Annotated in this window: 21 protein-coding genes; 8 read left to right on the top strand and 13 right to left on the bottom strand. The window is 36.7% G+C overall.

From position 1 onward, the window contains the following. The first annotated feature begins 1 nt into the window (after position 1). Positions 2-970, top strand: a complete 969-nt coding sequence (locus AN964_RS24245) for a sugar phosphate isomerase/epimerase family protein (protein ID WP_055742346.1) — start codon at positions 2-4, stop codon at positions 968-970. A 309-nt stretch (positions 971-1,279) separates the two neighbouring features. On the opposite strand, the gene AN964_RS24240 is transcribed toward AN964_RS24245, so the two are convergent. Continuing rightward, positions 1,280-1,570, bottom strand: coding sequence for a hypothetical protein (locus AN964_RS24240; protein ID WP_055742345.1), 291 nt, complete (start codon positions 1,568-1,570; stop codon positions 1,280-1,282). Positions 1,571-1,697: 127 nt separating this feature from the next. After that, on the bottom strand, positions 1,698-2,111 hold the full coding sequence (locus tag AN964_RS24235; RefSeq protein ID WP_321198488.1) for an NUDIX hydrolase: 414 nt from the start codon (positions 2,109-2,111) through the stop codon (positions 1,698-1,700). Positions 2,112-2,363: 252 nt separating this feature from the next. On the opposite strand from AN964_RS24235, the gene AN964_RS24230 reads away from it, so the two are divergent. Continuing rightward, a complete protein-coding gene (locus AN964_RS24230; protein WP_055742344.1) occupies positions 2,364-4,031 on the top strand; it encodes a hypothetical protein in 1,668 nt (555 codons plus the stop codon). 240 nt (positions 4,032-4,271) lie between these two features. On the opposite strand, the gene bioB is transcribed toward AN964_RS24230, so the two are convergent. The 6 genes from bioB to speD all read right to left on the bottom strand — a co-directional run bounded on the left by bioB (position 4,272) and on the right by speD (position 8,771). Then, positions 4,272-5,249 carry a biotin synthase BioB gene (bioB, locus tag AN964_RS24225; protein WP_055742343.1) on the bottom strand — a complete coding sequence of 326 codons (978 nt, stop codon included), beginning with the start codon at positions 5,247-5,249 and terminating at the stop codon, positions 4,272-4,274. A gap of 316 nt (positions 5,250-5,565) precedes the next feature. Further along, positions 5,566-5,937 carry a hypothetical protein gene (locus AN964_RS24220; protein WP_235950599.1) on the bottom strand — a complete coding sequence of 124 codons (372 nt, stop codon included), beginning with the start codon at positions 5,935-5,937 and terminating at the stop codon, positions 5,566-5,568. Positions 5,938-6,005: 68 nt separating this feature from the next. Continuing rightward, the gene (locus AN964_RS24215) at positions 6,006-6,524 is read right to left on the bottom strand and encodes an acyl-CoA thioesterase (RefSeq protein WP_055742341.1); all 519 of its coding nucleotides are present in this window, start codon (positions 6,522-6,524) and stop codon (positions 6,006-6,008) included. Positions 6,525-6,694: 170 nt separating this feature from the next. Next, positions 6,695-7,582: a cidABC operon transcriptional activator CidR gene (gene cidR, locus AN964_RS24210; RefSeq protein ID WP_055742340.1), complete on the bottom strand. Its 888-nt coding sequence runs from the start codon at positions 7,580-7,582 to the stop codon at positions 6,695-6,697. Between the two features lie 136 nt (positions 7,583-7,718). Continuing rightward, complete coding sequence (locus tag AN964_RS25875; RefSeq protein WP_152982461.1) at positions 7,719-7,844, bottom strand: YjcZ family sporulation protein; 126 nt, start codon at positions 7,842-7,844, stop codon at positions 7,719-7,721. A 108-nt stretch (positions 7,845-7,952) separates the two neighbouring features. After that, positions 7,953-8,771, bottom strand: coding sequence for an adenosylmethionine decarboxylase (gene speD, locus AN964_RS24205; protein ID WP_055742339.1), 819 nt, complete (start codon positions 8,769-8,771; stop codon positions 7,953-7,955). Between the two features lie 186 nt (positions 8,772-8,957). Between speD and AN964_RS24200 the strand changes: the two genes are divergently transcribed. Then, a complete protein-coding gene (locus AN964_RS24200) occupies positions 8,958-9,623 on the top strand; it encodes a Dph6-related ATP pyrophosphatase (RefSeq protein WP_055742338.1) in 666 nt (221 codons plus the stop codon). 224 nt (positions 9,624-9,847) lie between these two features. Here the strand turns inward: AN964_RS24200 and AN964_RS24195 are convergent, their stop codons facing one another. Beyond that, positions 9,848-11,206: an IS1182 family transposase gene (locus tag AN964_RS24195; RefSeq protein ID WP_055742329.1), complete on the bottom strand. Its 1,359-nt coding sequence runs from the start codon at positions 11,204-11,206 to the stop codon at positions 9,848-9,850. Positions 11,207-11,347: 141 nt separating this feature from the next. Beyond that, positions 11,348-12,460, bottom strand: coding sequence for a 3D domain-containing protein (locus tag AN964_RS24190; protein WP_055742337.1), 1,113 nt, complete (start codon positions 12,458-12,460; stop codon positions 11,348-11,350). Positions 12,461-13,069: 609 nt separating this feature from the next. Between AN964_RS24190 and AN964_RS24185 the strand changes: the two genes are divergently transcribed. Further along, positions 13,070-14,905, top strand: coding sequence for a PAS domain-containing sensor histidine kinase (locus AN964_RS24185; RefSeq protein ID WP_055742336.1), 1,836 nt, complete (start codon positions 13,070-13,072; stop codon positions 14,903-14,905). 162 nt (positions 14,906-15,067) lie between these two features. On the opposite strand, the gene AN964_RS24180 is transcribed toward AN964_RS24185, so the two are convergent. Further along, the gene (locus AN964_RS24180; protein ID WP_055742335.1) at positions 15,068-16,048 is read right to left on the bottom strand and encodes a DMT family transporter; all 981 of its coding nucleotides are present in this window, start codon (positions 16,046-16,048) and stop codon (positions 15,068-15,070) included. A gap of 265 nt (positions 16,049-16,313) precedes the next feature. After that, positions 16,314-16,862: a DUF3231 family protein gene (locus AN964_RS24175; RefSeq protein ID WP_055742334.1), complete on the bottom strand. Its 549-nt coding sequence runs from the start codon at positions 16,860-16,862 to the stop codon at positions 16,314-16,316. 224 nt (positions 16,863-17,086) lie between these two features. On the opposite strand from AN964_RS24175, the gene AN964_RS24170 reads away from it, so the two are divergent. The 4 genes from AN964_RS24170 (at position 17,087) to lipA (ending at position 19,921) form a co-directional block, all read left to right on the top strand. Next, entirely contained in the window at positions 17,087-17,584 is a 498-nt protein-coding gene (locus AN964_RS24170; protein ID WP_055742333.1) for a CBO0543 family protein, read from the top strand. Next, positions 17,577-18,062 carry a CBO0543 family protein gene (locus AN964_RS24165; protein ID WP_055742332.1) on the top strand — a complete coding sequence of 162 codons (486 nt, stop codon included), beginning with the start codon at positions 17,577-17,579 and terminating at the stop codon, positions 18,060-18,062. The genes AN964_RS24170 and AN964_RS24165 overlap by 8 nt, the downstream gene beginning before the upstream one ends. A gap of 128 nt (positions 18,063-18,190) precedes the next feature. After that, positions 18,191-18,955 (top strand): lipoate--protein ligase family protein, encoded by a 765-nt coding sequence (locus AN964_RS24160; RefSeq protein ID WP_235950830.1) that lies wholly within the window; start codon positions 18,191-18,193, stop codon positions 18,953-18,955. A 12-nt stretch (positions 18,956-18,967) separates the two neighbouring features. After that, positions 18,968-19,921 carry a lipoyl synthase gene (gene lipA / locus AN964_RS24155; RefSeq protein WP_055742330.1) on the top strand — a complete coding sequence of 318 codons (954 nt, stop codon included), beginning with the start codon at positions 18,968-18,970 and terminating at the stop codon, positions 19,919-19,921. Between the two features lie 143 nt (positions 19,922-20,064). Here the strand turns inward: lipA and AN964_RS24150 are convergent, their stop codons facing one another. Next, entirely contained in the window at positions 20,065-21,423 is a 1,359-nt protein-coding gene (locus AN964_RS24150; RefSeq protein WP_055742329.1) for an IS1182 family transposase, read from the bottom strand. Between the last annotated feature and the right edge of the window lie 289 nt (positions 21,424-21,712).

Raw genomic sequence — 21,712 nt, 5'->3', positions numbered from 1 at the left:
GATGAAATTAGGTGTTTTTACCGTATTATTCTCTGATAAGTCTTTTACCGACATGCTGGATTATGTAAAAGCTGCAGGGTTAACGGCTGTTGAAGTCGGAACGGGCGGTTATCCTGGGGATGCACACTGTAAATTGGATGAACTGCTGGAAAGTCAGGAAAAAAGAGATGCATACCTAAATGAAGTGACATCTCGCGGGTTGCAAATTAGTGCATTTAGCTGTCATGGAAATCCAATTTCACCGGATCCAGAATTTGCACAAGAAAGTCATGATGTTTTTGTCAAAACGGTAAAATTGGCATCCTTAATGAATGTACCGGTGGTAAATTGCTTCTCCGGCACCCCTGGTGATCATGAAGGCGCAAAATATCCGAACTGGCCGGTAGTAGCATGGCCAAACGAGTACGCAGATGTTTTAAAATGGCAATGGGAAGAAAAGTTGATTCCTTACTGGAAGGAATGGGGACAATTTGCAAAGGATCATAATGTAAAGATCGGCCTCGAGCTACATGGCGGTTTCTTAGTGCACACCCCATATACATTGCTGAAATTACGTGAAGCTACATGTGATGCCATTGGTGCAAACCTTGACCCAAGTCATCTTTGGTGGCAAGGAATTGACCCTGTAGCTGCAATTAAAATTTTAGCAAAGGAAAATGCCATTCATCATTTCCATGCGAAGGATACTTACATTGATCAGGATAATGTAAATATGTATGGTCTAACGGACATGCAGCCTTACGGAGATGTAAGAACAAGGTCTTGGACATTCCGTTCTGTGGGGTGCGGGCATGGTCTTCAAGAGTGGTCGGACATGATGAGCGCTCTTCGCACATATGGATATGATTATGTTGTAAGTATCGAACATGAGGATCCAATCATGTCAATTGAAGAAGGATTCAAGCGTGCGGTGAAAAACCTGCAATCAGTGCTTATTGAAGAAACACCTGCGGATATGTGGTGGGTGTAAAAGATACGAAAAAATGGAAAGAGATTGTCTCTTTCCATTTTTTTGAGTTATATGCTTGACCAGTTTATTGATTTGAAGCTTTGTTCGTTGCCAGAAATCTTTATGCGGACAGAGGTTCCGTTATTTGTGGCAGAAGGGGTATTTTTTTGAGTAAAGCGGACACACAATCCGTTATTATGGCAAAAGACAGCCATTTTCGAATGAATTTCATATTATAACGGAATGTGTGTCCTCTAACATGATGAAAAAAGGGCTTTTCAAAGGAATAACGGAACGTGTGTCCGGAAAATCTGTGACAAAAGGCGGCAATTATTTATCCCTTATCCCTTGATACAGATTCACCACACCAATCAGGAAATGCATGATCATTCCTACAACCGGAATAAATGCAAGGATATTTCCGATGATACCGAAGACGGAAGCGGATTTTGCTCTATTGGCTACAAAAGCAATGATTAAGCCGATAAAGTGAAACACAATCAATGTGCCTAACGGCGTCCAGGCATGAGCGAGAATGATAGCTCCGCCTAAAAAAGGAATACTAAAGAATAACTCCACTAAACCAATAATTATTTTATATAACCTCAAAATTGAACTCATTGAATTGAAATTCTCCTTTTTAGGATAATTATACCATTACTATAGGATGGATTAAAAAATCTTTTTGCAACTTTTCATACTCTATTTTTTTATGTCTATATTGTCTTACAGATGATAAAAATTCTTTTTATGATTTTAGTAAAGTAAATATATCATTTTTTTCAAAATCAGCGAGGATATTTTTCGGAAGCAATGTTTTTAATTGATCTTTTGTTGCCCAAAGATATTCAGAATGTTCATCTGATAATAGAATATCACCTGCTTCGCAATGACATAGGTATGTAATGAGCACAACTTGTCTTGTTGGATCTGTTTGAAAACTTGTTGCATATAAGATCTTGTTAATTTGAATCTCTAATCCGGCTTCTTCTTTTGCCTCTCTTTTCATAGCACTTTCCAAATCCTCGCCAAATTCAACCTTTCCGCCAGGGCATTCCCAGGTTCCTCCTCCGACACGTGCGTGATTATTCCGCTTAATAATTAGCACTTTTCCATCCTTTATAATAATTCCTTTAACAGCTACTATCATTTGATTTTTCACAATCACAACTCCTCCATATGATGCAGGTAATTTATTATTTTCAATTAATTTACACTTACTCGTCAATGGAATTGCATTACTGCTTTCAAAACTTGATGTCAGATACTGTACATACGTGATGGACATGTTCATTTATGGTGTCAGGCACTTTGTGAAACTTTTTTCAATGTTAATCGTATGTATTGTTATCTTGTATACTCATTATCTATGTGTTTTTATAATAATGGATGATGAATAAATGGGGGGAACATCATGATATATTTGCTGTCTGTTTTAGCTCTAACATGGAATCCTGTTATATGGAGAGTACATTATAAACAAAGATCATTTATTTCTTTTCAAGTAATTAGATTATTACTCGGTTTTGCGATTATTTTTTGCATTTCCTATTTTGGGTTAGTTGATCATACCTTGCAAGCTTTCATTAGTTATGGTCTATATATACTAGGTTTTTTTCTACTATTGGACATTTTATATGCTCAAACGAAGAAAGCAAGGATAACGCCGATTATTGGAGCGGTTTTCATTATTGCAGGTTTATTTTTCAGTTTTATCTATCCAATTACGATTACGAACGACAAATACGAGTTTGTCAAAGCAAAAGTAAAAACTGTATCCAAAATAGATGCATCCATCGATGAAAAGCATATTCCGGTTGTACCGGAAAAATATGCCCGTTACCGCAGCGAAAAATTAATAGGGGAGTTAAAGCATTCATCCTATTATGACCTAGGAGACTCAACCATTCAAAAAATGGATGGTCATCTATATTGGGTAACACCAATCGAATACACTGGGTTTTTCAAATGGATCAAAGGGGAGAAGGTTCCCGGATATATCAAAATGAGTGCGGAGGATGAAAGAGCAGAAGCACAATTAATAAAGACAAAAATGATATATGTGCCATCTGCATTCTTTGGAAAAAATGTCAAAAGACATGTCCGCAGCTTGCACAAAGATAAAATATTATTGGATGTCAGCTTCGAGCCAGACGACCAAGACCACCCTTACTATGTTATTCCATATGGGGAGTACAAAAAGTTTAGAAATATTGTCGATGTTCAAGGAATTTATTTAGTCGACCCTGCTACAGGAAAGACTAAGGAATATACACTTGCAAACCTGCCGGACTTTATTGATCACGCTATTCCAACAAGCGTTGCAGAAGATTGGAATGAATGGTATGGCAAATATGTTCACGGCTTTTGGAATTCGCACTTTTCCCAAGAGGATGTGATGGTTCCGACCCAATGGAAGGGTGTCGACGAAGTAAACGGTGTATTCAATCATGACCTGCAACTACATTGGTTTACGGACTTTACCCGTCCAAAATCAGGAAGCGGTTCAATGGTTAGCTATTCGATTTTAAATGCACGTACCGGGAAATTCACCTTTTATACAGAAGGGAATGGCCTCCTAAATGGGAAATCAGCCATGAACGTTGCGGAAAAAACCTTCAGGGCAAATAAATATGATGCGGGCACTCCTATTCTATATTCGATTTATGGTCAATTCACATGGGTAGTTCCGTTAATGGATTCGAATCATGTGTTAAGAGAAATGATGCTTATTAATGCAAAAGATGAAAAGGTATATAGCGCTGAGGACTCCAAACGAGCCTTATTTGATAACTATAAATATGCCATTGCCACAAAACTAGGAAACGATGTTGCAACACCAACAGATCAAGCGTTGCTTAAATCGTTAAAAGGAACCGTTACTCATGTATACAAAGCTGAAACGGCACAGAGTACAACGGTCAAATTCATGGTGGATGGCAGTGAGAAAATCTTTGTTGTACAATCAACGGATTTTCCGTATTCAATCTTTTTGGAGAAAGGTTCTGTCGTTGAATTTAAGTATGTTGATACGAATGAAACGATCGCTTCCATTAATGGGGAGTTTAAAATATTAAAATAAAATAAAAAAAGGAGTATCTAAAGCAAAAGATGCTCCTTTTTTGTACATTAAATAAAAAGTAAAAAGTGCTAAATAGATGATTTATAAAAAATTTTCTTCTGACAAAAAGAAGATCCCATGCAATTTCCTTTGAAAAGTGGATGAAGGACAAAACCAAGAAGAAAACAAACAAATGATCCTTCATACAAGTAAATGAGGATCAAAAAATGGTGATTAGTTCCATCCGCACTAACTTAACTATTAATTTGCAACTACATCAATCTCAAACCCAAGATCCTCTAATAACTGATGATCAGCCGTTGCAGATTGTCCTTCTGTTGTAAGATAATCTCCAATAAATATAGAGTTGGCTGGATAAAGACCTAAAGGCTGCAGGCTCCTTAAATTAACCTCACGTCCTCCGGAAATACGAATTTCTTTCGAAGGGTTTATGTAACGGAAGAGGCAGAGCACTTTCAAACAATACCTGGGGTTAAGCTCATTTACCCCCTCAAGAGGTGTACCTTCGACAGCATGAAGAAAGTTTACTGGAATGGAATCGGCATCAAGGATTTTAAGGCTTCTTGCCATATCTATAACATCCTGTTTTGATTCCTTCATCCCAACAATAACGCCGGAGCAAGGGGAAATGCCGCTATCCTTGACCAGATTCACCGTGTTAACACGATCCTGATATGTATGTGAGGTAGTAATACATGTGTGATGAGACTCTGAAGTATTAATATTATGATTATATCGATCCACACCTGCTGCCTTCAGTTTCGATGCTTGTTCAGGCTTTAGAATACCAAGACATGCGCAAATTTTAAGTGGATAGTTCGCTTTGATATCTTCTACAGCGGAAACAATATGATCCAGTTCCCGATTGGTTGGTCCGCGTCCGCTCGCAACAATGCAATAAGTTCCAGCCTGGAGTTCAGCGGCATGTTTAGCACCTTGTACAATCGTATCTTTGTCAACCAAGGCATATTTTTCAATCGGTGCCTTTGAAATAATCGATTGAGCACAGTAACCGCAATTTTCCGGGCAAAGTCCCGATTTTGTATTAATAATCATGTTTAACTTAACTTTGTTTCCATAATAATGCTTCCTTATTTGGTAAGCACCATGGAGTAATTCCAATAGATCCTCATCCGGGCAATTTAAAATGGCTAGCGCTTCATTATCCGTTAATTCATACCCATCTAAAACTTGACTCCCTAATAGTTTCCAATCCATCTGTATTCCCCTTTCCATCTGAAAGTACTATATGCTTCTATAGAATAAAGGAAAAACAGAAGTAATGTCAACTTTATATAAAAATAGGTTAACATTATTATATCTAATGTTAACCTATTCAATCACAATATAAACCCACAAATCTAAGATTGAGATAACATATATCCTATTACCTATAAGTGGAAATAAAAATAAGCAGAGAACAAAATGTCTCTGCTTTTCAAAGTAGGAGGGATGTGGGGAATCTCCTTTGAAATCTATCTATATGACAATATGAGGCAAAAGAACTACAAGAGGAAATTCGTGAAAAGGGGATTTATTTAATAATAGGAGCCCCAACGATTCTTTCTGGTGAATTCCCTAAGATCAATAAACTAATTCGGGAATATCCGATGCCTTTTATATTTATAAAAGTTTTCTTTAATACCGGAAAATCAATATCATCCTTCAATGTTTGAAGTTCTTTCTTATATAAACGTAAAACAGAACCTTGGACAAATGGAGGAGTATAACGACTTGCATCTTCATCCATCAATAAACTGCCCATGTACTGATATTTAAATTGCAATGCTCTAGTAAAGCTAACAACATGAACGAGTTTTTCGTAAAGCTCAGGGTATGAAGTCTGAAGCTCTGCTAATGCCTCTTTTGCAATTTTTAACTCATCAAGGCTTGTTAGTGTCAGCATCATCCATCCTCCTTAAAATATTTTTTAACTAATGAAGACTATGTCTAGATCCAGCGCCTACGCTTTTCTTAGTTATCCCATGGCTTGTTAATAGTAATGTAGCCTGCTAATTCCTTACTTTTTTGTCTTCTTAATTTACGTATTTCGGCACGTTCTTTACCTGTATTGTAAAGGAATTTTTCTTCTTCTGTTTCTGGTATTACACCTGGTACTTCCACTGGTTTCTTGTTTTCATCTAATGCAACAAAGGTTAAAAATGCGGTTGCTGCAATTCGGCGTTCGCCGGTCATGATATCTTCCGCGATGACTTTGCAGAAGATCTCCATAGACGTTCTTCCTGTATACGTAACAAATGACTCCACACATACGGAGTCTGTTTGATGAATAGGGCAAAGAAAATCAATCGAATCGGTTGATGCAGTAACACATTCTTTAATTCTAGAGTGTCTGCGTGCAGAAAGTGTGGCGGCATCGTCTAGTTTTTTCATTAAAATTCCGCCGAATAATGTATTATAATTATTTAAATCACAAGATAAAACTTGTGCAGTATTTACGATACGGCTTTCTTTCACTTTTTTTGCGTTCATATTACAACATCCTTTCTTGTTTGGAATCCAAAGATGAAATACCAGAAAGGTTTTTAGCCTACTATAAAATTGTAAGCCGCATCGTTATGTAAGTAAAATGGATATATTTTATGTGTAATATAGCTTTTATCTATGTAAATGCTTCCAACCATAATGAAAAGGCATACAACTTATATTCCTTTTTTGAGTTCCTTTTTTGTAAAGGTGAGCCATTCGCGAGCTGCGAAGGAAAGATACTGATGCTTTGCCCATATAATTCCTAAATTCCAGCTTATGGATGGGTTTACAACCTTTATTGATCGGACTTTTTTATTTAATTGATGGCACAGACTTTCCGGTAAAAGGGAGACCCCCAAATTCCAAGAAACCATTTCTTCAATAAAGGACCATTGAGAACTTTTAGAGATAATTTTTGGATCAAATCCTACACTGTGACAAGAAGAGATGATACGGTCATGCAGAACAAATTCCTTATTAAATAAAATAAAGGATTCATTTGCAAGCTCTATTAAATCGATTTGTTCGCGATTTGCTAACGGGTGAGAAGGATGCAAAATGAGATTTAAATCTTCTTCCATAAAGGAAAAATGGTTAAAAATTTCATTATTAGTTGGAAGCACAACAACGCCAACATCCAGTAAATTGTTTTCAACTTCCTCCTCTACTTTTTTGGATCCGTCCTCTGTTAATTGAAAGGTAATACCTGGATATTTATTAGCAAAAAGGCCAATAAATTTAAGCAAAAAATGCGCGTCAAAAATAGGGGGAAGTCCAATTCTGATGGTCCCCGTTTTAAGACCTAAGAGATTATCTAATTCCGATTCTAAATTATGAAAAGCCTGGTCCACTAACTTTGCTTGCTCTAATATCACTTTGCCGGCATCTGTTAATGTTAATTGCTTCCGAGAGCGGTCAAAGAGAGAAACACCCAGCTCTGTTTCAAGGTTCTTGATCATTTTGCTAATGGTGGGCTGTGTAATAAATAAATGCTCCGCTGCAATCGAGAAGCTATTATATTTCGTTACTTCGATAAAATACTGCAAATGCTTGATGTCCAAATAGATACACCTGCCTGGATAAAATGTATAAATAATATTTTACTTATCGACGCAATGTTTTTAAAGTCTTAGTCCTTTATAAATGGAAATGAAGCGTCAAACTGACGCCTCATCTTATAAAGGAGGTAGTGTGATGTTAACAAACCCAAGCAGCACCAACGATAATTAACAAGATGAACAATACGACTATTAATACAAACATGTTGCCTCCACCGCCCACTGGCATAGCATAACTATATCCTCTATTACAGCAAAATCCCATTATAAGCACCTCCATTCAAACAGGATTGTTATATTGTATGTAGAAACTATTTCTTTTGTATGGACGTGTGCTGAATAATGGGAATATAGGTGAAAGTATTTGAGTCTTTTAATAAAACCCGTCATCCATATTTTTTCCGTAAAAAATTTCATCCATTTCGGTTTGCAATTTTTTTGTAATATGTTCAATCTCAGCAGATGTTAGCTTATCTTTTGTATATCCAAATAGATAGTTATTAAGATCAAAATCCTTGAGCTTGCATTTTGTATGAAAAATATGCTCTTGGTAAACATTCACATCAATCATGTCATATTGGTTTATTATATTGTCAGGTATGTAATTTTGAATCGAACTAATTTCATGATCAATAAACAATTTATGACCAGTTTTATCTCGTGTAAATCCCCGAACACGATAATCAATGGTCATAATATCGGTATCAAAGGAATGAATAAGATGGTTTAATGCTTTAAGAGGAGAAATTTCTCCACATGTAGATACATCAATATCGGCACGAAAGGTGCTGATTCCTTCATCCGGATGATATTCCGGGTAGGTATGGACGGTAATATGACTTTTATCCAGCTGCATGACAACGGAGTCAGGCAATGGACCGGGTGACTCAGAAAAAGATTCATTCGGCACTTCTACAACTGGCCCCTCTGAAATAAGCATCGTTACACTGGCACCCTGTGGTACATAATCCTGTTGAGCAATATTTAAAACATGCGCCCCAATAATATCCGAAACAGCCTTAAGTATTTTCGTTAACCGGTCGGAATTATACTGTTCATCAATGTAAGCAATGTATGCTTCACGTTCGTCTTTCGTTTTAGTATAACAAATATCGTACATATTGAAGCTAAGCGATTTAGTCAGATTGTTGAAGCCATGCAGTTCAATTCGCTGTTCAGGTGTTAAATTCATTATGCATTTCCCCTTATTATAAATATTTTTATATTGCCCAATGATGGGGAAATCATGCTAAATTAAGGGAAAGCCAGGGGGAGAAGGTGCGATATTAACAAACCTTCATCCTAACCCTTTAATCTTTTTCGCACTTAAAAAAGATATGCTAAATTTAATTTATATCAAAGAAAAGGGGAAATCGTAATGAAAGAGAAAATCGTGGTTTCTTTTAGCGGGGGGAAGGATTGTGCATTAGCAATGAATAGATTGATAAAGGAAGGAAAATGGGAAATTGATTCACTCTTAACAACTGTTACGGATGATTACAACCGGACATCTATGCATGGGGTTCGCGAAGAATTCCTTGAAAAGCAAGCAGATTCATTAGGAGTAAAACTCCGAAAAGTGCGAATCCCCAGCCATTGCAGCAATGAAATATATCAACAAAAGATGAAAGAAGCAGTAGCGCAAATAAAAGAAGCTGGAATCCATTATATTATGTTTGGGGATATTTATTTAAAGGATGTAAAAGAATATCGTGAAAAAATGTTAGAAGGAACAGGATTAACACCAATTTTCCCTATCTGGGGTGAGAAGCCAAATGATTTAATTCGAGAGTATTTAGCAGAAGGCTTTCGAACAAGATTGACATGTGTGGATTCTGAACAATTGGATCCAGCATTTGTTGGACATGAAATTGACCCGCAATTCATCGAAGACTATCCATCGAACGCAGATATATGCGGTGAAAATGGGGAATACCACACATTTGTATTTGATGGGCCAATTTTCTCTTTTCCGATTAAGCATACATTAGGGGAAAGCAGAATAGCAGATAAACGTTTTTATTATGTAGATATTATTGATTAAAGAGGATTTTTTCTGAAGAATATGTGGGGAAATAGACAAACTTATACGAGGAACAATATTGATGTGAAAATATAAATAAAAAACGGAGTAACCTTTATCAAGGTTATTCCGTTTCAGATTGTAGACAAAAGGGGTTCGGAATGGTCACATTCCGAACCCCTTTTGATTTTGTTCTTACTTTTTTACCTTTTTGGGTGTATGCTGACCTCTCTCATCCTCATCTACTAGGCCATTTCCGGACCTTTCCATATCCAGTTGGCCATTTTCTTCAAATTCATGGCAGCGAAAGTAAGCATCGCCTGCATCGACAATTTTTTAAGTCCCCTTAACGTTGTCCAACGCATACCATGCTTTTCTTTTGCGTCTGCAAATACACGCTCAATCGTTTCTTTGCGTTTCGCATATATCGTTTTTACCTCTTTGTGATGACGAAGATGATCTGCTTCCTCAAGGTACTCTTGCCAAATATGACGAGTCACTACTTTTTGATGATCCTTACTCTCCGTACATTGCGATAAAAATGGACAATTAGCGCAAATATGCTTAGAAGATTTGTATTCACGATACCCTTCTTTTGTCGTGGTAGAGTAATTCAATATCTCCCCTGATGGGCATATGTAACAATCATAGTATTCATCATATACGTACTCGTGTTTTCGGAAGAAACCTTCTTTTGTACGTGGTCTTGTATAAGGTAAAGCAGGTGTCATTTCGTTTTCGATTAAGTATTTCGTGATGGCCGGTGTTTTATAAGCTGCATCTGCCGCAACGGCATCGGGCTTTCCTACAATATCCATTACTTGTTCTACTAATGGTTCTAGGATTACGCTATCGTGGGTATTTCCTGGTGTCACCATATTTCCTAAAACAAATCCTTTGCGGTCAGAAGCTGCATGAAAAGAATAGGCGAACTGTTTAGTCCGTTCGTCTTTCACATAGTAACCACTCTCAGGATCTGTGGTACTTTCTTTTATTTCTTTTGTATCTTCTTTTTCAAATTTATCTGGTGGAAATGGCTTTTTTCCATGATCTTCCCGGTCTTGATTGATTTCTTCTTGGAGCTGTTCTTGATAGGCACGTGTTTCTTTTCGGACCACCTTTTTTTCGAATTTACGTTTATTCGCACTCGCTTTTACATGAGTGGAGTCGATAAAAACATGTTCTGCACTTATCAAATTCTTTTCCGCTGCTGTTTTTAGAATTCGATAGAAAATCTGTTCAAACAAATCGGTATCTTTAAAACGACGCTCATAGTTTTTTCCAAAGGTAGAGAAATGAGGGACTCTATCATAGAAACCATAACCAAGAAACCAGCGATAGGCCATATTCGTTTTTAATTCTTCAATCGTTTGACGCATCGAACGAATGCCAAATGTATATTGAATAAAGGTAAGTTTAATCAAGATCACGGGATCAATACTTGGGCGTCCAACTGCGGAATATGTTTCTTCCACTAAATCATAAATGAAAGAGAAATCAATCGCTGCCTCCATTTTTCGGACTAAATGATTTTCGGGAACCAACTGGTCTAAAGCGATCATTTCTACTTGATCACGTTGAATGGAATTATGTTTTGAAAGCATCTTCATCACCCCAAGTATTATTTCTATTTATATTTTAAAACAAAAAAGACTGTAGGCAAGCTCGATCTTCATCGAGTTTGTCTACAGTCTGAAACGGAGTAACCTTTATCAAGGTTATTCCGTTTCATTTTTCACTCATCATTAGTTTAAAATCTTTATCTTAACCGTTCTGCGTCCAAAGGACACGGCCGCTTTGTGGGATGGCATGAGAATATCAATTCTATGTCCATTAATGGCACCGCCTGTATCACCTGCAATTGCAACACCATATCCTTCCACCCAGACCTTGCTGCCTAGAGGAATGACATTTGGATCAACTGCAATTAATTTCATATTAGGGTTTTTACGAATATCGTATCCCAGTGTGGTGATATGTCCTTTAGTATCTTGATAACTATAGGCTGTTGCGTTCATATACAATTCTGTTCCACCGGCAGGCTGTGGGTCTGAAACTACCGTTCGTTGATCGTCTTGGATTCTTGCCTTTGCAGCTGCTCTCTCTTTACGAATATTTTCTTTAATAGTATTGATTTGAGAATATAGACTAGATTTTGTTTGTTTCGCCCGCATGAGGTCTTGATTGATATTTTTATATTTTGCTTGAAGTGTATTAATCACTTCTTGCTTGGATGAAAGTTTCACTTGAAGTTCTTCTTGGCTTGCTGTTAGTTTTTTTCGTTCCGTCGTTAATTCGTCTTCTTTTTTGGCAATTTCTTTTTTATCGTTTTTAATTTTTTTAATATCCTGCTGCTGCTGATCCAATATTTCGCTATCAGCTGAAAGTAGGGTGGATATAGCACTAATTCGGTTAACGAGATCATCGAAGCTTTCTGCATTTAAGAGAGCGTCTAGGACAAAGTTGATTTTGCCCCGTTTTTGAAAAGCAACTAATCGCTTTTTTATGATATTTTTTCGTGCCAACACTTGATCTTCAAGCTGGACGATTTCTTCTTTCTTTTCTTCAATGACCTTGTTAACAGAGCTGATTTTATCCTCAATCGTTGAAATTTCATCTTTGTTTTTTTGAATTAAAGACTGAAGGGATTCCCATTCATTTTTTACGTTATTCAGTTCATCATTAACCTCTTGCTGTTCTTTTTCCTTTTCCGTAATAGCTTGTTGATTGCTTTGTAAATTTCTTTGCATGTTATGTAAGCTATCCACACTAGTCTGTGCATTCGCCGCTATTTCCGTAACAGAAAAACAAAGTGCAGCGGTGGCTAATACCACAATGCCTTTTTTCATTATTTGCATAGGGTAACCTCCTATTCCGTAGTTTAAGTTATAACATAAGAAGGTTAAGGCAAGATTACAGAACTATTACTCTTTATTACTTTTAAATGTCATAGGTAAATAATAGCAATGAAGACTAATAAATAAGTTGATTAAATAGAAATCGAAATCTACAATTAAGGTAAATAGTGGATGTGCAATCTCCTTAGTAGATAAAGGTATATTTTTAAGGATAAAGCTTATAGGTTCGAAAGTATTCTACTTATCAATTTGTTGAACAACCTACTTGAACAGACAGCTAACTCGTAGTTGTAGGAAGTCAGAACATTTATTTATTCTGGTAGAATCTGCTCGAAAAGTTTTTATAAGAGGGCTAAAAAACATGTTGTTAATAGTTCGATTCTTTTTTTATAGTAATAAGAAAGTATAAGTTTAGACTTTGTCTAGCTACAGCGCCTATGGGCTAGCGGATTTCTCCGTCTCCTCCCTGCGGGTAAAACATCAGCTCGTGAACTACCTCAGCACGGTTTCCTTTATCTCGAGGTGAGCGACTACGAAATCAGTACGCCGATAAGCAGGGTGCTTCTGCTTTTCTTATAAATTCACTAGAAAGGAACTGAATAGAGAAAGATGGACAGTTCTATTAATGCTTTAAAAAAGGAAAAAAGGCTTTTACTAGAAAAGTATTTAAAAGAAAACATGCCTAGATACGAAACAATTTTTATGGAGAATGAGGATGCAATATATGCTCTGGATTTAGATGGTCATTTTATGAAAGTGAATCCTGCATGTGAAAGGATTCTCGGAATTCAAGCGGACAATTTAGCGGAAATGACTTTCCAAAAACTTGTTCCAGTGGATGATTTACATAGAGTTTTTCAAAACTTTCATGATGCCTTTGAAGGGAAAATCCAAAACAATGATTATAAAATTACCAAAAATAGCGGGGATCAGGTTTTTTTAAATGTTACGAGCCTGCCGATTATTGTGAATAATGAAGTAGTTGGAATATATGGAGTCGCTAGAGATATCACGGCAATAAAGAAAAAAAACGCAAAAAATCGTAAAGAACAGGATATACATAGATTATTGACAGAAAATTCACTGGACATAATTGTAAGAACAGATTTGGATGGGAATTTTCTTTACCTTTCCCCTTCGTGCGAGCACATTCTTGGCTATACCCCTGAAGAGTTGCTTAACCAGAATAAATTTTCGTATGTTCATTATCATGATAAAAAGAGAGTTATGAAAAACCGTAGTGATGTTATCAGCAAAGGTGAAAATGGAAGAACGACCTTTCGAATGCGTAAAAAGAATGGAAATTATGTATGGGTAGAATCTCTGTTCAAGCTTATCAGAGACCCAAAAACAGATGAAGTAACAGAAGTAATTAGTGTTATTAGAGATATTACGGAAAGAAAATTATCAGAAGATGATGTTAAGAAAAGGGAAGAAACCTACCGGAATTTAGTGGAGAATGCACCGGATGCGGCTATTTTAGCAGCCGGAAATGAAATTCTGTTTATCAATGATACCGGTGTGAATTTACTGGGAGCTTGTACAAAGGAAGTAATATTACAAAAATCACTACTGGATATCATACATCCCGATTATCATGATATTGCATCTAAACGAATGAATCTGGAGGAAGATGGAGAAGACTTCATCGAATATAGGCTTATCCGCTTGGATGGAAGCGAAGTTGATGTGGAAATGAAAGGAATTACGACCATCTATCGAAATAATCCGGTCAAACATATTATTATTCGTGACATTACGGAACGCAAAAAAACACAGGAGCTTCTGTTGCATTCTGAAAAATTATCTGTTGCTGGTCAACTGGCTGCAGGAATTGCTCATGAAGTAAGAAATCCATTAACGGCTATCAAAGGTTTCCTTCAACTTATGCAATCAGAGTTAAAAACTCATTCCAATTATTTTAATATTATTGAATCTGAAATGGACAGAATCGAAATTATTCTTTCAGAGCTATTAGTCCTTGCCAAGCCACAGGATTTGAAGTTTGAAATAAAAGAATTAGCCGTAATGATTGAGCATGTGAAAGCGCTGATTGATACACATGCCATTATGAAAAATATTGTGATCAGCACCAACTACGATTGTGACAATCTCAAGATTAAATGTGATGAGAATCAATTAAAACAAGTATTTATTAACCTGTTGAAAAATTCCATTGAGGCCATGCCTGACGGCGGTAATATAACAATTGAATTAAAAGAACATGGTCAAGATAAAGTAAAAATGTTATTTAAAGATACAGGATTCGGTATTCCAAAGGAGCTTTTGAAAAAGATTGGACAGCCATTTTTTACAACAAAAGAAAATGGCACGGGACTCGGTTTCATGATATCCAAACAAATCATCGAAAATCATCATGGCACTATTCATATTTGGAGCGACTCGAAAGGAACGATCATTGAAATTATCTTGCCGCTAAACTAAACATTCCCACCCAGAACAACTCCATAAAATGACATACAGCACAAGATAGCCTTGTGCTTTTAGTTTGGTAGTAACAAGATAAAAAACTTACGTATAAAAAGCTTGGTCCATGGCAGAACCAAGCTTTTTAAATTTCCTTTGATGAGATTGTTGAATTCCTTTTTATATTCCAACGTTTCGATGGTCTCCAAGGAATTGTTTTTTACGCGTAATTTGTGCCACATAACTATGCATTACCATCCCAACAATCACGACAAACATTCCGAACCACGAAAGAAGAGACGGATTTGGAATGGATAGAAACAGCAGTTCTCCGATTAAGGTAAAAAGCACTTCCATGGATTGGGTAGCTTCTACAGAAGCAAGTTTTTGCATATTTCCTCTTACCATATCGGTTGCTTTGAAAAATAAAACAGTTGCAATAACACCGGAGCAGATGGCAACTAATCCTGATTGAATGGTTTGGCCGAAGCTAGGCAGCCCAACGGTAAAAACTCCATAGACAGATAATAAAATCCAGAGAGGCAAGCTAGCCAAAGTCATGCCTAGTACACGCTGATACGCATCTAAACGTCCCATACAAATATCCATCATTTTTCGATTTCCCAACGGATAAGCTAGTGAGGCGATGAGAACAGGTATTACTCCGAGCAGAACATTTTCAAGGGAAACATGCTTGGAATGCTCTAATTGCATTAGAATAATTCCTAATAAAATGATAAGCGACATGACCAATCCTTTATACGGAATTTTTCCTCGAATCTTCACCGGGCCGTTGATAGTCTCCACTGTTTCAAAAAAAAGCGGAGTGAGCAGGGCACCTGAAATAATCGTAATCTGCCATGTTCCTGCAATAAGCCAACCCGGTGAATAAGCGGCAGCAAAGCATAAAGGTGCATAAAAAAGTCCAAATCCAACAAAGCTCCATAGCAGCCAGCTGACGGGACGTACTCTTAATTCGTGGAAAAGTTCCTTGAGATTTCCTTTTATTCCTACAATACATACTAAAAATGGGACCATGAATATATATCTCAGCGACGCACTCCAAATCCAGCTTCCCCCTGATAAGTCCATCGCCTGATTAAGAATAAAAGTAAACGCAAAAAAGAAGGCAGCACAGATGCCAAGAAAAATCGGTCGCAATATAAACACCTCTAATTAGTAACAATTTCGGTAACCTAAACGATAATATTATATAAATATATCTTAATTTTGATGTTCATTCAATGGGAAGTTTGAATATTCTCATAAATATAGATGGCTTTGTACACTTTATGTGAAATGGTGAATTAGCGTGGATTTTATGCTGAGGAATAAATTGGTCTCACGGAAGACAACAGCACCCGCGAGACTTATCACTAATATTTACATATTAAAATTTTTCCCTTATTTGGAAATATGGCGGATATCAACTGCCAGGAGCTCCGGGAGTATAATAATACGGAGGTACTTTTATCCAACCGTTTCTTCTCATTAAAGTTTTAAAAGAGGAACCGTACTTTAAAAGTTCATATTGAATTTGTAATAATAACTCACATGAATCACTTCTGACTGACATAGCCAATGCTTGTCCGATTAATGTAATTTGAGCTGCCACTTTTACAGAAACCAGATTAGCTAGTTCTTCATCTGTATACTTTACCCCAAGAGGAATGGAATTTGGATCTGACTTTGGCTTTTCCTCTGAGGTATCGGGAAGTGGAATTCCTTCTTTTTTAAAAAAAGTTCTTAATTGGTTTGAAATTGCCTTTGATGATTGCTCGCCATTTTTTAATGCATGTATTAAATCATCATCATTTGTTGTGTTTAAGCCAATTTGATAAACACTAATTCCCTCTTCTAACATGGTCAAAAGGACCCATAGACTATTAACTTCTCCGACATGAAGTGGATTTTTCTCCTCACAATCAATAAGAGTTTTGAAAAAGTCTTTGGTTGATTCAAAAAGATTTGTCATAAAATGTGACCTCCTTATTGAAAAGTATTTTCATATTAATTTGTATTATTCGTTCCTTTTGTGTTAAAAAATGTAAGTTTAATTAATGAGTTTTAATTTTTCTAGGTAACATTTATTGGACACAACAGTTTTTACATCTTTGTATGAAAAAGGGGGCATATCACAAATACTATTTTTGTGAAAAATGTACATAGTAACTATAAAAAGAAGGCAGAGGATAATTTATGGTTTTCTCTAAAAATGTTTTATGGATTATCATCACTTCTATCATCGTCATTTTTCTTCTTTTCCTCATTGTGCCGAAAAATCGAATGCGGGAAGCGTGGTTAAATTTTATTTTTTTTCAAAGCTTAACGTGGGGAGCAGGGGTTATTTTGGCTGAATATGATTTGGTAAAAAGCACTTTTCGGATGTTTCCAAAGGCAACGACACAAAACTTTTTCAATGATTTTATTATTTTCCCGGTCTTTTCTGTACTTTATTATTTTCTTTTTCCATATCATCGAAATCGGTATATCCAATGTATATTTGTTCTGGGGGCTACTATTTTCATTAGTATATATGATTTTTCAGTTGAAAAATTTACGGATATGAAGAGATACATTCATTGGAGCGTATTCAACCAATTTATTCTGGCATTGATATTTAATTTAGGGTCCTTATGGTTTACAAAATGGTTTTTTAAGAAATCAAAGGAGCGTAATATGGTGAACTATGAATAGGAACATCATCATTGAGACATTAATATGGATTATTTCCTTTCTGTTGCTTTTTATTTTTGTTCCCAAACAAAAAATTCGTGATGCATGGGTTAGCTTTTTATTTATGCAGCTTCCAGCCTGGATTCTTGGACTTGCAGTTGTCCAATATGGGCTTATTGAATATCCAAGTCGTTTCTTTGCTCATGCGGTACGGACAAGCTTTACATTTGAGTTTCTTGCCTTTCCTGTGATTAGTGTTCTTTTTAATATCCATTATCCAACCCAAAAAGGTTTTTGGTGGAAAATCTTTTATGTTTTTGCCTTTCCTACTATATTAGTACCAGTTGAAGTCCTAATATTACGCTATACTGACTTGGTTAAATATATTCATTGGACATGGTACACTTCATGGATCTCCATCATGCTCACTCTTCTTCTTTCCTATCTATTTTATAAATGGTTTAACAAGAAAAATAATGTAAGTAAGGGATTCCGTTGACAAAGATGGGGAGAATGTTAAACTAAAATTGTTTAAAAAAGGGACACAATTAAAGAATGGGAGTGGGAAAAACCTTGGAAGAAGAATGGTTATTTCTTGATACTGGGATAAGCTCTCCTGCGTTTAACATGGCAATGGATGAGGTTCTTCTTAACTGGCATAGTAAAGGGGAGATTCCACCTGTGCTTCGTTTCTATGAATGGGAGCCGGCGGGATTATCACTGGGACATTTTCAGAAAACAGTTGGAAGAATCGATGTTTCTGCCGCAAAGGAGAGGGGAATTGACATCGTCAGGCGTCCGACCGGGGGTCTCGCGGTATTGCATGACAAGGAGTTAACCTACTCTGTTATTATTAGTGAAAAACATAAAAAAATGTCGCCTTCTATCATTGAATCTTATCGGGTCTTGTCCCAAGGGTTGTTAGAAGGTTATCGATTACTTGGTATTTCAGCTGAATTAGCGATACCGGATGCCCCGATAGGGAAAACGGGGACAGCTGTTTGTTTTGAGGAAGCATCATGGTATGAATTAGAAATTGGCGGGAAAAAGGCTGCAGGAAGTGCCCAAACCCGACAAAAAGGGGTCATTTTACAGCATGGCTCGATTCCAATGGAGATGGATGAAGATGCTTTATATAATCTATTTATCTTCCCTAATGAAAAAGTAAAGCTAAGAGCGAAAAACGCATTTAAAGACAAAGCTGTCTCGATTAATCAGATTTTGGGCAGAAAAGCAACACTGGAAGAGGTTAAAGACGCTTTTAAAAATGGCTTTAAAAAAGGGCTGAATATCGAATTAACTCCTTATGAACCACCACAACAAATGATCGATGAAGCTCAAAGCCTAATGGCAGAAAAGTATGCAACAGATAGTTATACCTTTTATCGATAAGGAGTGTACATAGTGGTTAACAAAAATGATGAATACTTAAGAAAGCCTGAGTGGTTAAAAATTAAATTAAACACAAACAAAACCTATACCGGTTTGAAAAAAATGATGCGCGAAGAAAGATTGCATACCGTTTGTGAGGAAGCAAAATGTCCTAATATCCATGAGTGCTGGGCGGTACGAAAAACAGCAACCTTTATGATCCTTGGTGATCTTTGTACACGCGGCTGCCGCTTCTGTGCGGTGAAAACTGGGTTACCGACTGAATTAGATTGGGAAGAACCGGAACGTGTAGCTAGATCTGTTGAAGTAATGGGATTGCGCCATTGCGTTATTACCGCTGTTGCACGTGATGACCTTGCTGATGGAGGTGCGGCTATTTTTGCTGAAACGATTCGTGCAATTAGACGCCGTGTTCCATCTTGTACGGTAGAAGTGCTGCCTTCAGATATGAAAGGTGATTACGAAAGCTTGAAAACATTAATGGATGCAAAACCGGATATTTTTAACCATAATATCGAAACAGTGGAGCGATTAACAAAACGAGTTCGTTCTAAAGCAACTTATCAACGTTCATTAGAACTTTTGAAAAGAGTAAAAGAAATTAGCCCGAATACACCAACAAAATCAAGTATTATGGTTGGACTTGGTGAAACGAAAGAGGAAATCATTCAAGCAATGGATGACCTACTGGCACATAATGTAGATATTATGACAATCGGTCAATATTTACAGCCTACTAAGAAACATCTTAAAGTTGAACGCTATGTACACCCAGATGAATTTGCAGAATTAAAGGAAATTGCCTTGCAAAAAGGTTTCAAACATTGTGAGGCAGGTCCACTCGTTCGTTCAAGCTATCATGCAGATGAGCAAGTGAACAAAGCTGCACGTTTAAGACAAATGCAGGGAGAAAACTTAGAGCCTGATCTGGTAATTAGCCAGTATAAATCACAGTTTTCAAATTGACGGAAAAAAATCGAATGGTTTTACCATTCGATTCAGATTGTAGACAAAAGGGGTTCGGAATGGTCACATTCCGAACCCCTTTTGATTTTGTTCTTACTTTTTTACCTTTTTGGGTGTATGCTGACCTCTCTCATCCTCATCTACTAGGCCATTTCCGGACCTTTCCATATCCAGTTGGCCATTTTCTTCAAATTCATGGCAGCGAAAGTAAGCATCGCCTGCATCGACAATTTTTTAAGTCCCCTTAACGTTGTCCAACGCATACCATGCTTTTCTTTTGCGTCTGCAAATACACGCTCAATCGTTTCTTTGCGTTTCGCATATATCGTTTTTACCTCTTTGTGATGACGAAGATGATCTGCTTCCTCAAGGTACTCTTGCCAAATATGACGAGTCACTACTTTTTGATGATCCTTACTCTCCGTACATTGCGATAAAAATGGACAATTAGCGCAAATATGCTTAGAAGATTTGTATTCACGATACCCTTCTTTTGTCGTGGTAGAGTAATTCAATATCTCCCCTGATGGGCATATGTAACAATCATAGTATTCATCATATACGTACTCGTGTTTTCGGAAGAAACCTTCTTTTGTACGTGGTCTTGTATAAGGTAAAGCAGGTGTCATTTCGTTTTCGATTAAGTATTTCGTGATGGCCGGTGTTTTATAAGCTGCATCTGCCGCAACGGCATCGGGCTTTCCTACAATATCCATTACTTGTTCTACTAATGGTTCTAGGATTACGCTATCGTGGGTATTTCCTGGTGTCACCATATTTCCTAAAACAAATCCTTTGCGGTCAGAAGCTGCATGAAAAGAATAGGCGAACTGTTTAGTCCGTTCGTCTTTCACATAGTAACCACTCTCAGGATCTGTGGTACTTTCTTTTATTTCTTTTGTATCTTCTTTTTCAAATTTATCTGGTGGAAATGGCTTTTTTCCATGATCTTCCCGGTCTTGATTGATTTCTTCTTGGAGCTGTTCTTGATAGGCACGTGTTTCTTTTCGGACCACCTTTTTTTCGAATTTACGTTTATTCGCACTCGCTTTTACATGAGTGGAGTCGATAAAAACATGTTCTGCACTTATCAAATTCTTTTCCGCTGCTGTTTTTAGAATTCGATAGAAAATCTGTTCAAACAAATCGGTATCTTTAAAACGACGCTCATAGTTTTTTCCAAAGGTAGAGAAATGAGGGACTCTATCATAGAAACCATAACCAAGAAACCAGCGATAGGCCATATTCGTTTTTAATTCTTCAATCGTTTGACGCATCGAACGAATGCCAAATGTATATTGAATAAAGGTAAGTTTAATCAAGATCACGGGATCAATACTTGGGCGTCCAACTGCGGAATATGTTTCTTCCACTAAATCATAAATGAAAGAGAAATCAATCGCTGCCTCCATTTTTCGGACTAAATGATTTTCGGGAACCAACTGGTCTAAAGCGATCATTTCTACTTGATCACGTTGAATGGAATTATGTTTTGAAAGCATCTTCATCACCCCAAGTATTATTTCTATTTATATTTTAAAACAAAAAAGACTGTAGGCAAGCTCGATCTTCATCGAGTTTGTCTACAGTCTGAATCGAATGGTTTTACCATTCGATTTTTCATTTTAATAAAAAGTATTTCGAAATTCGTAATTTTAGCTTGACAAATCTTTTGAAGGTATGTAAAATTCAATACATTGTGTTAGTACTTACAAATATTAATCTACTAATCTATTGTAATTATTCAAATCATGGAAAAATGCATTCCCGCTTCTTGGCGGGTATTTTAAA

The organism is Heyndrickxia shackletonii (assembly GCF_001420715.1).
GTDB classification, from domain to species: domain Bacteria; phylum Bacillota; class Bacilli; order Bacillales; family Bacillaceae_C; genus Margalitia; species Margalitia shackletonii.
This window is presented reverse-complemented; position numbering and strand designations above follow the sequence as displayed.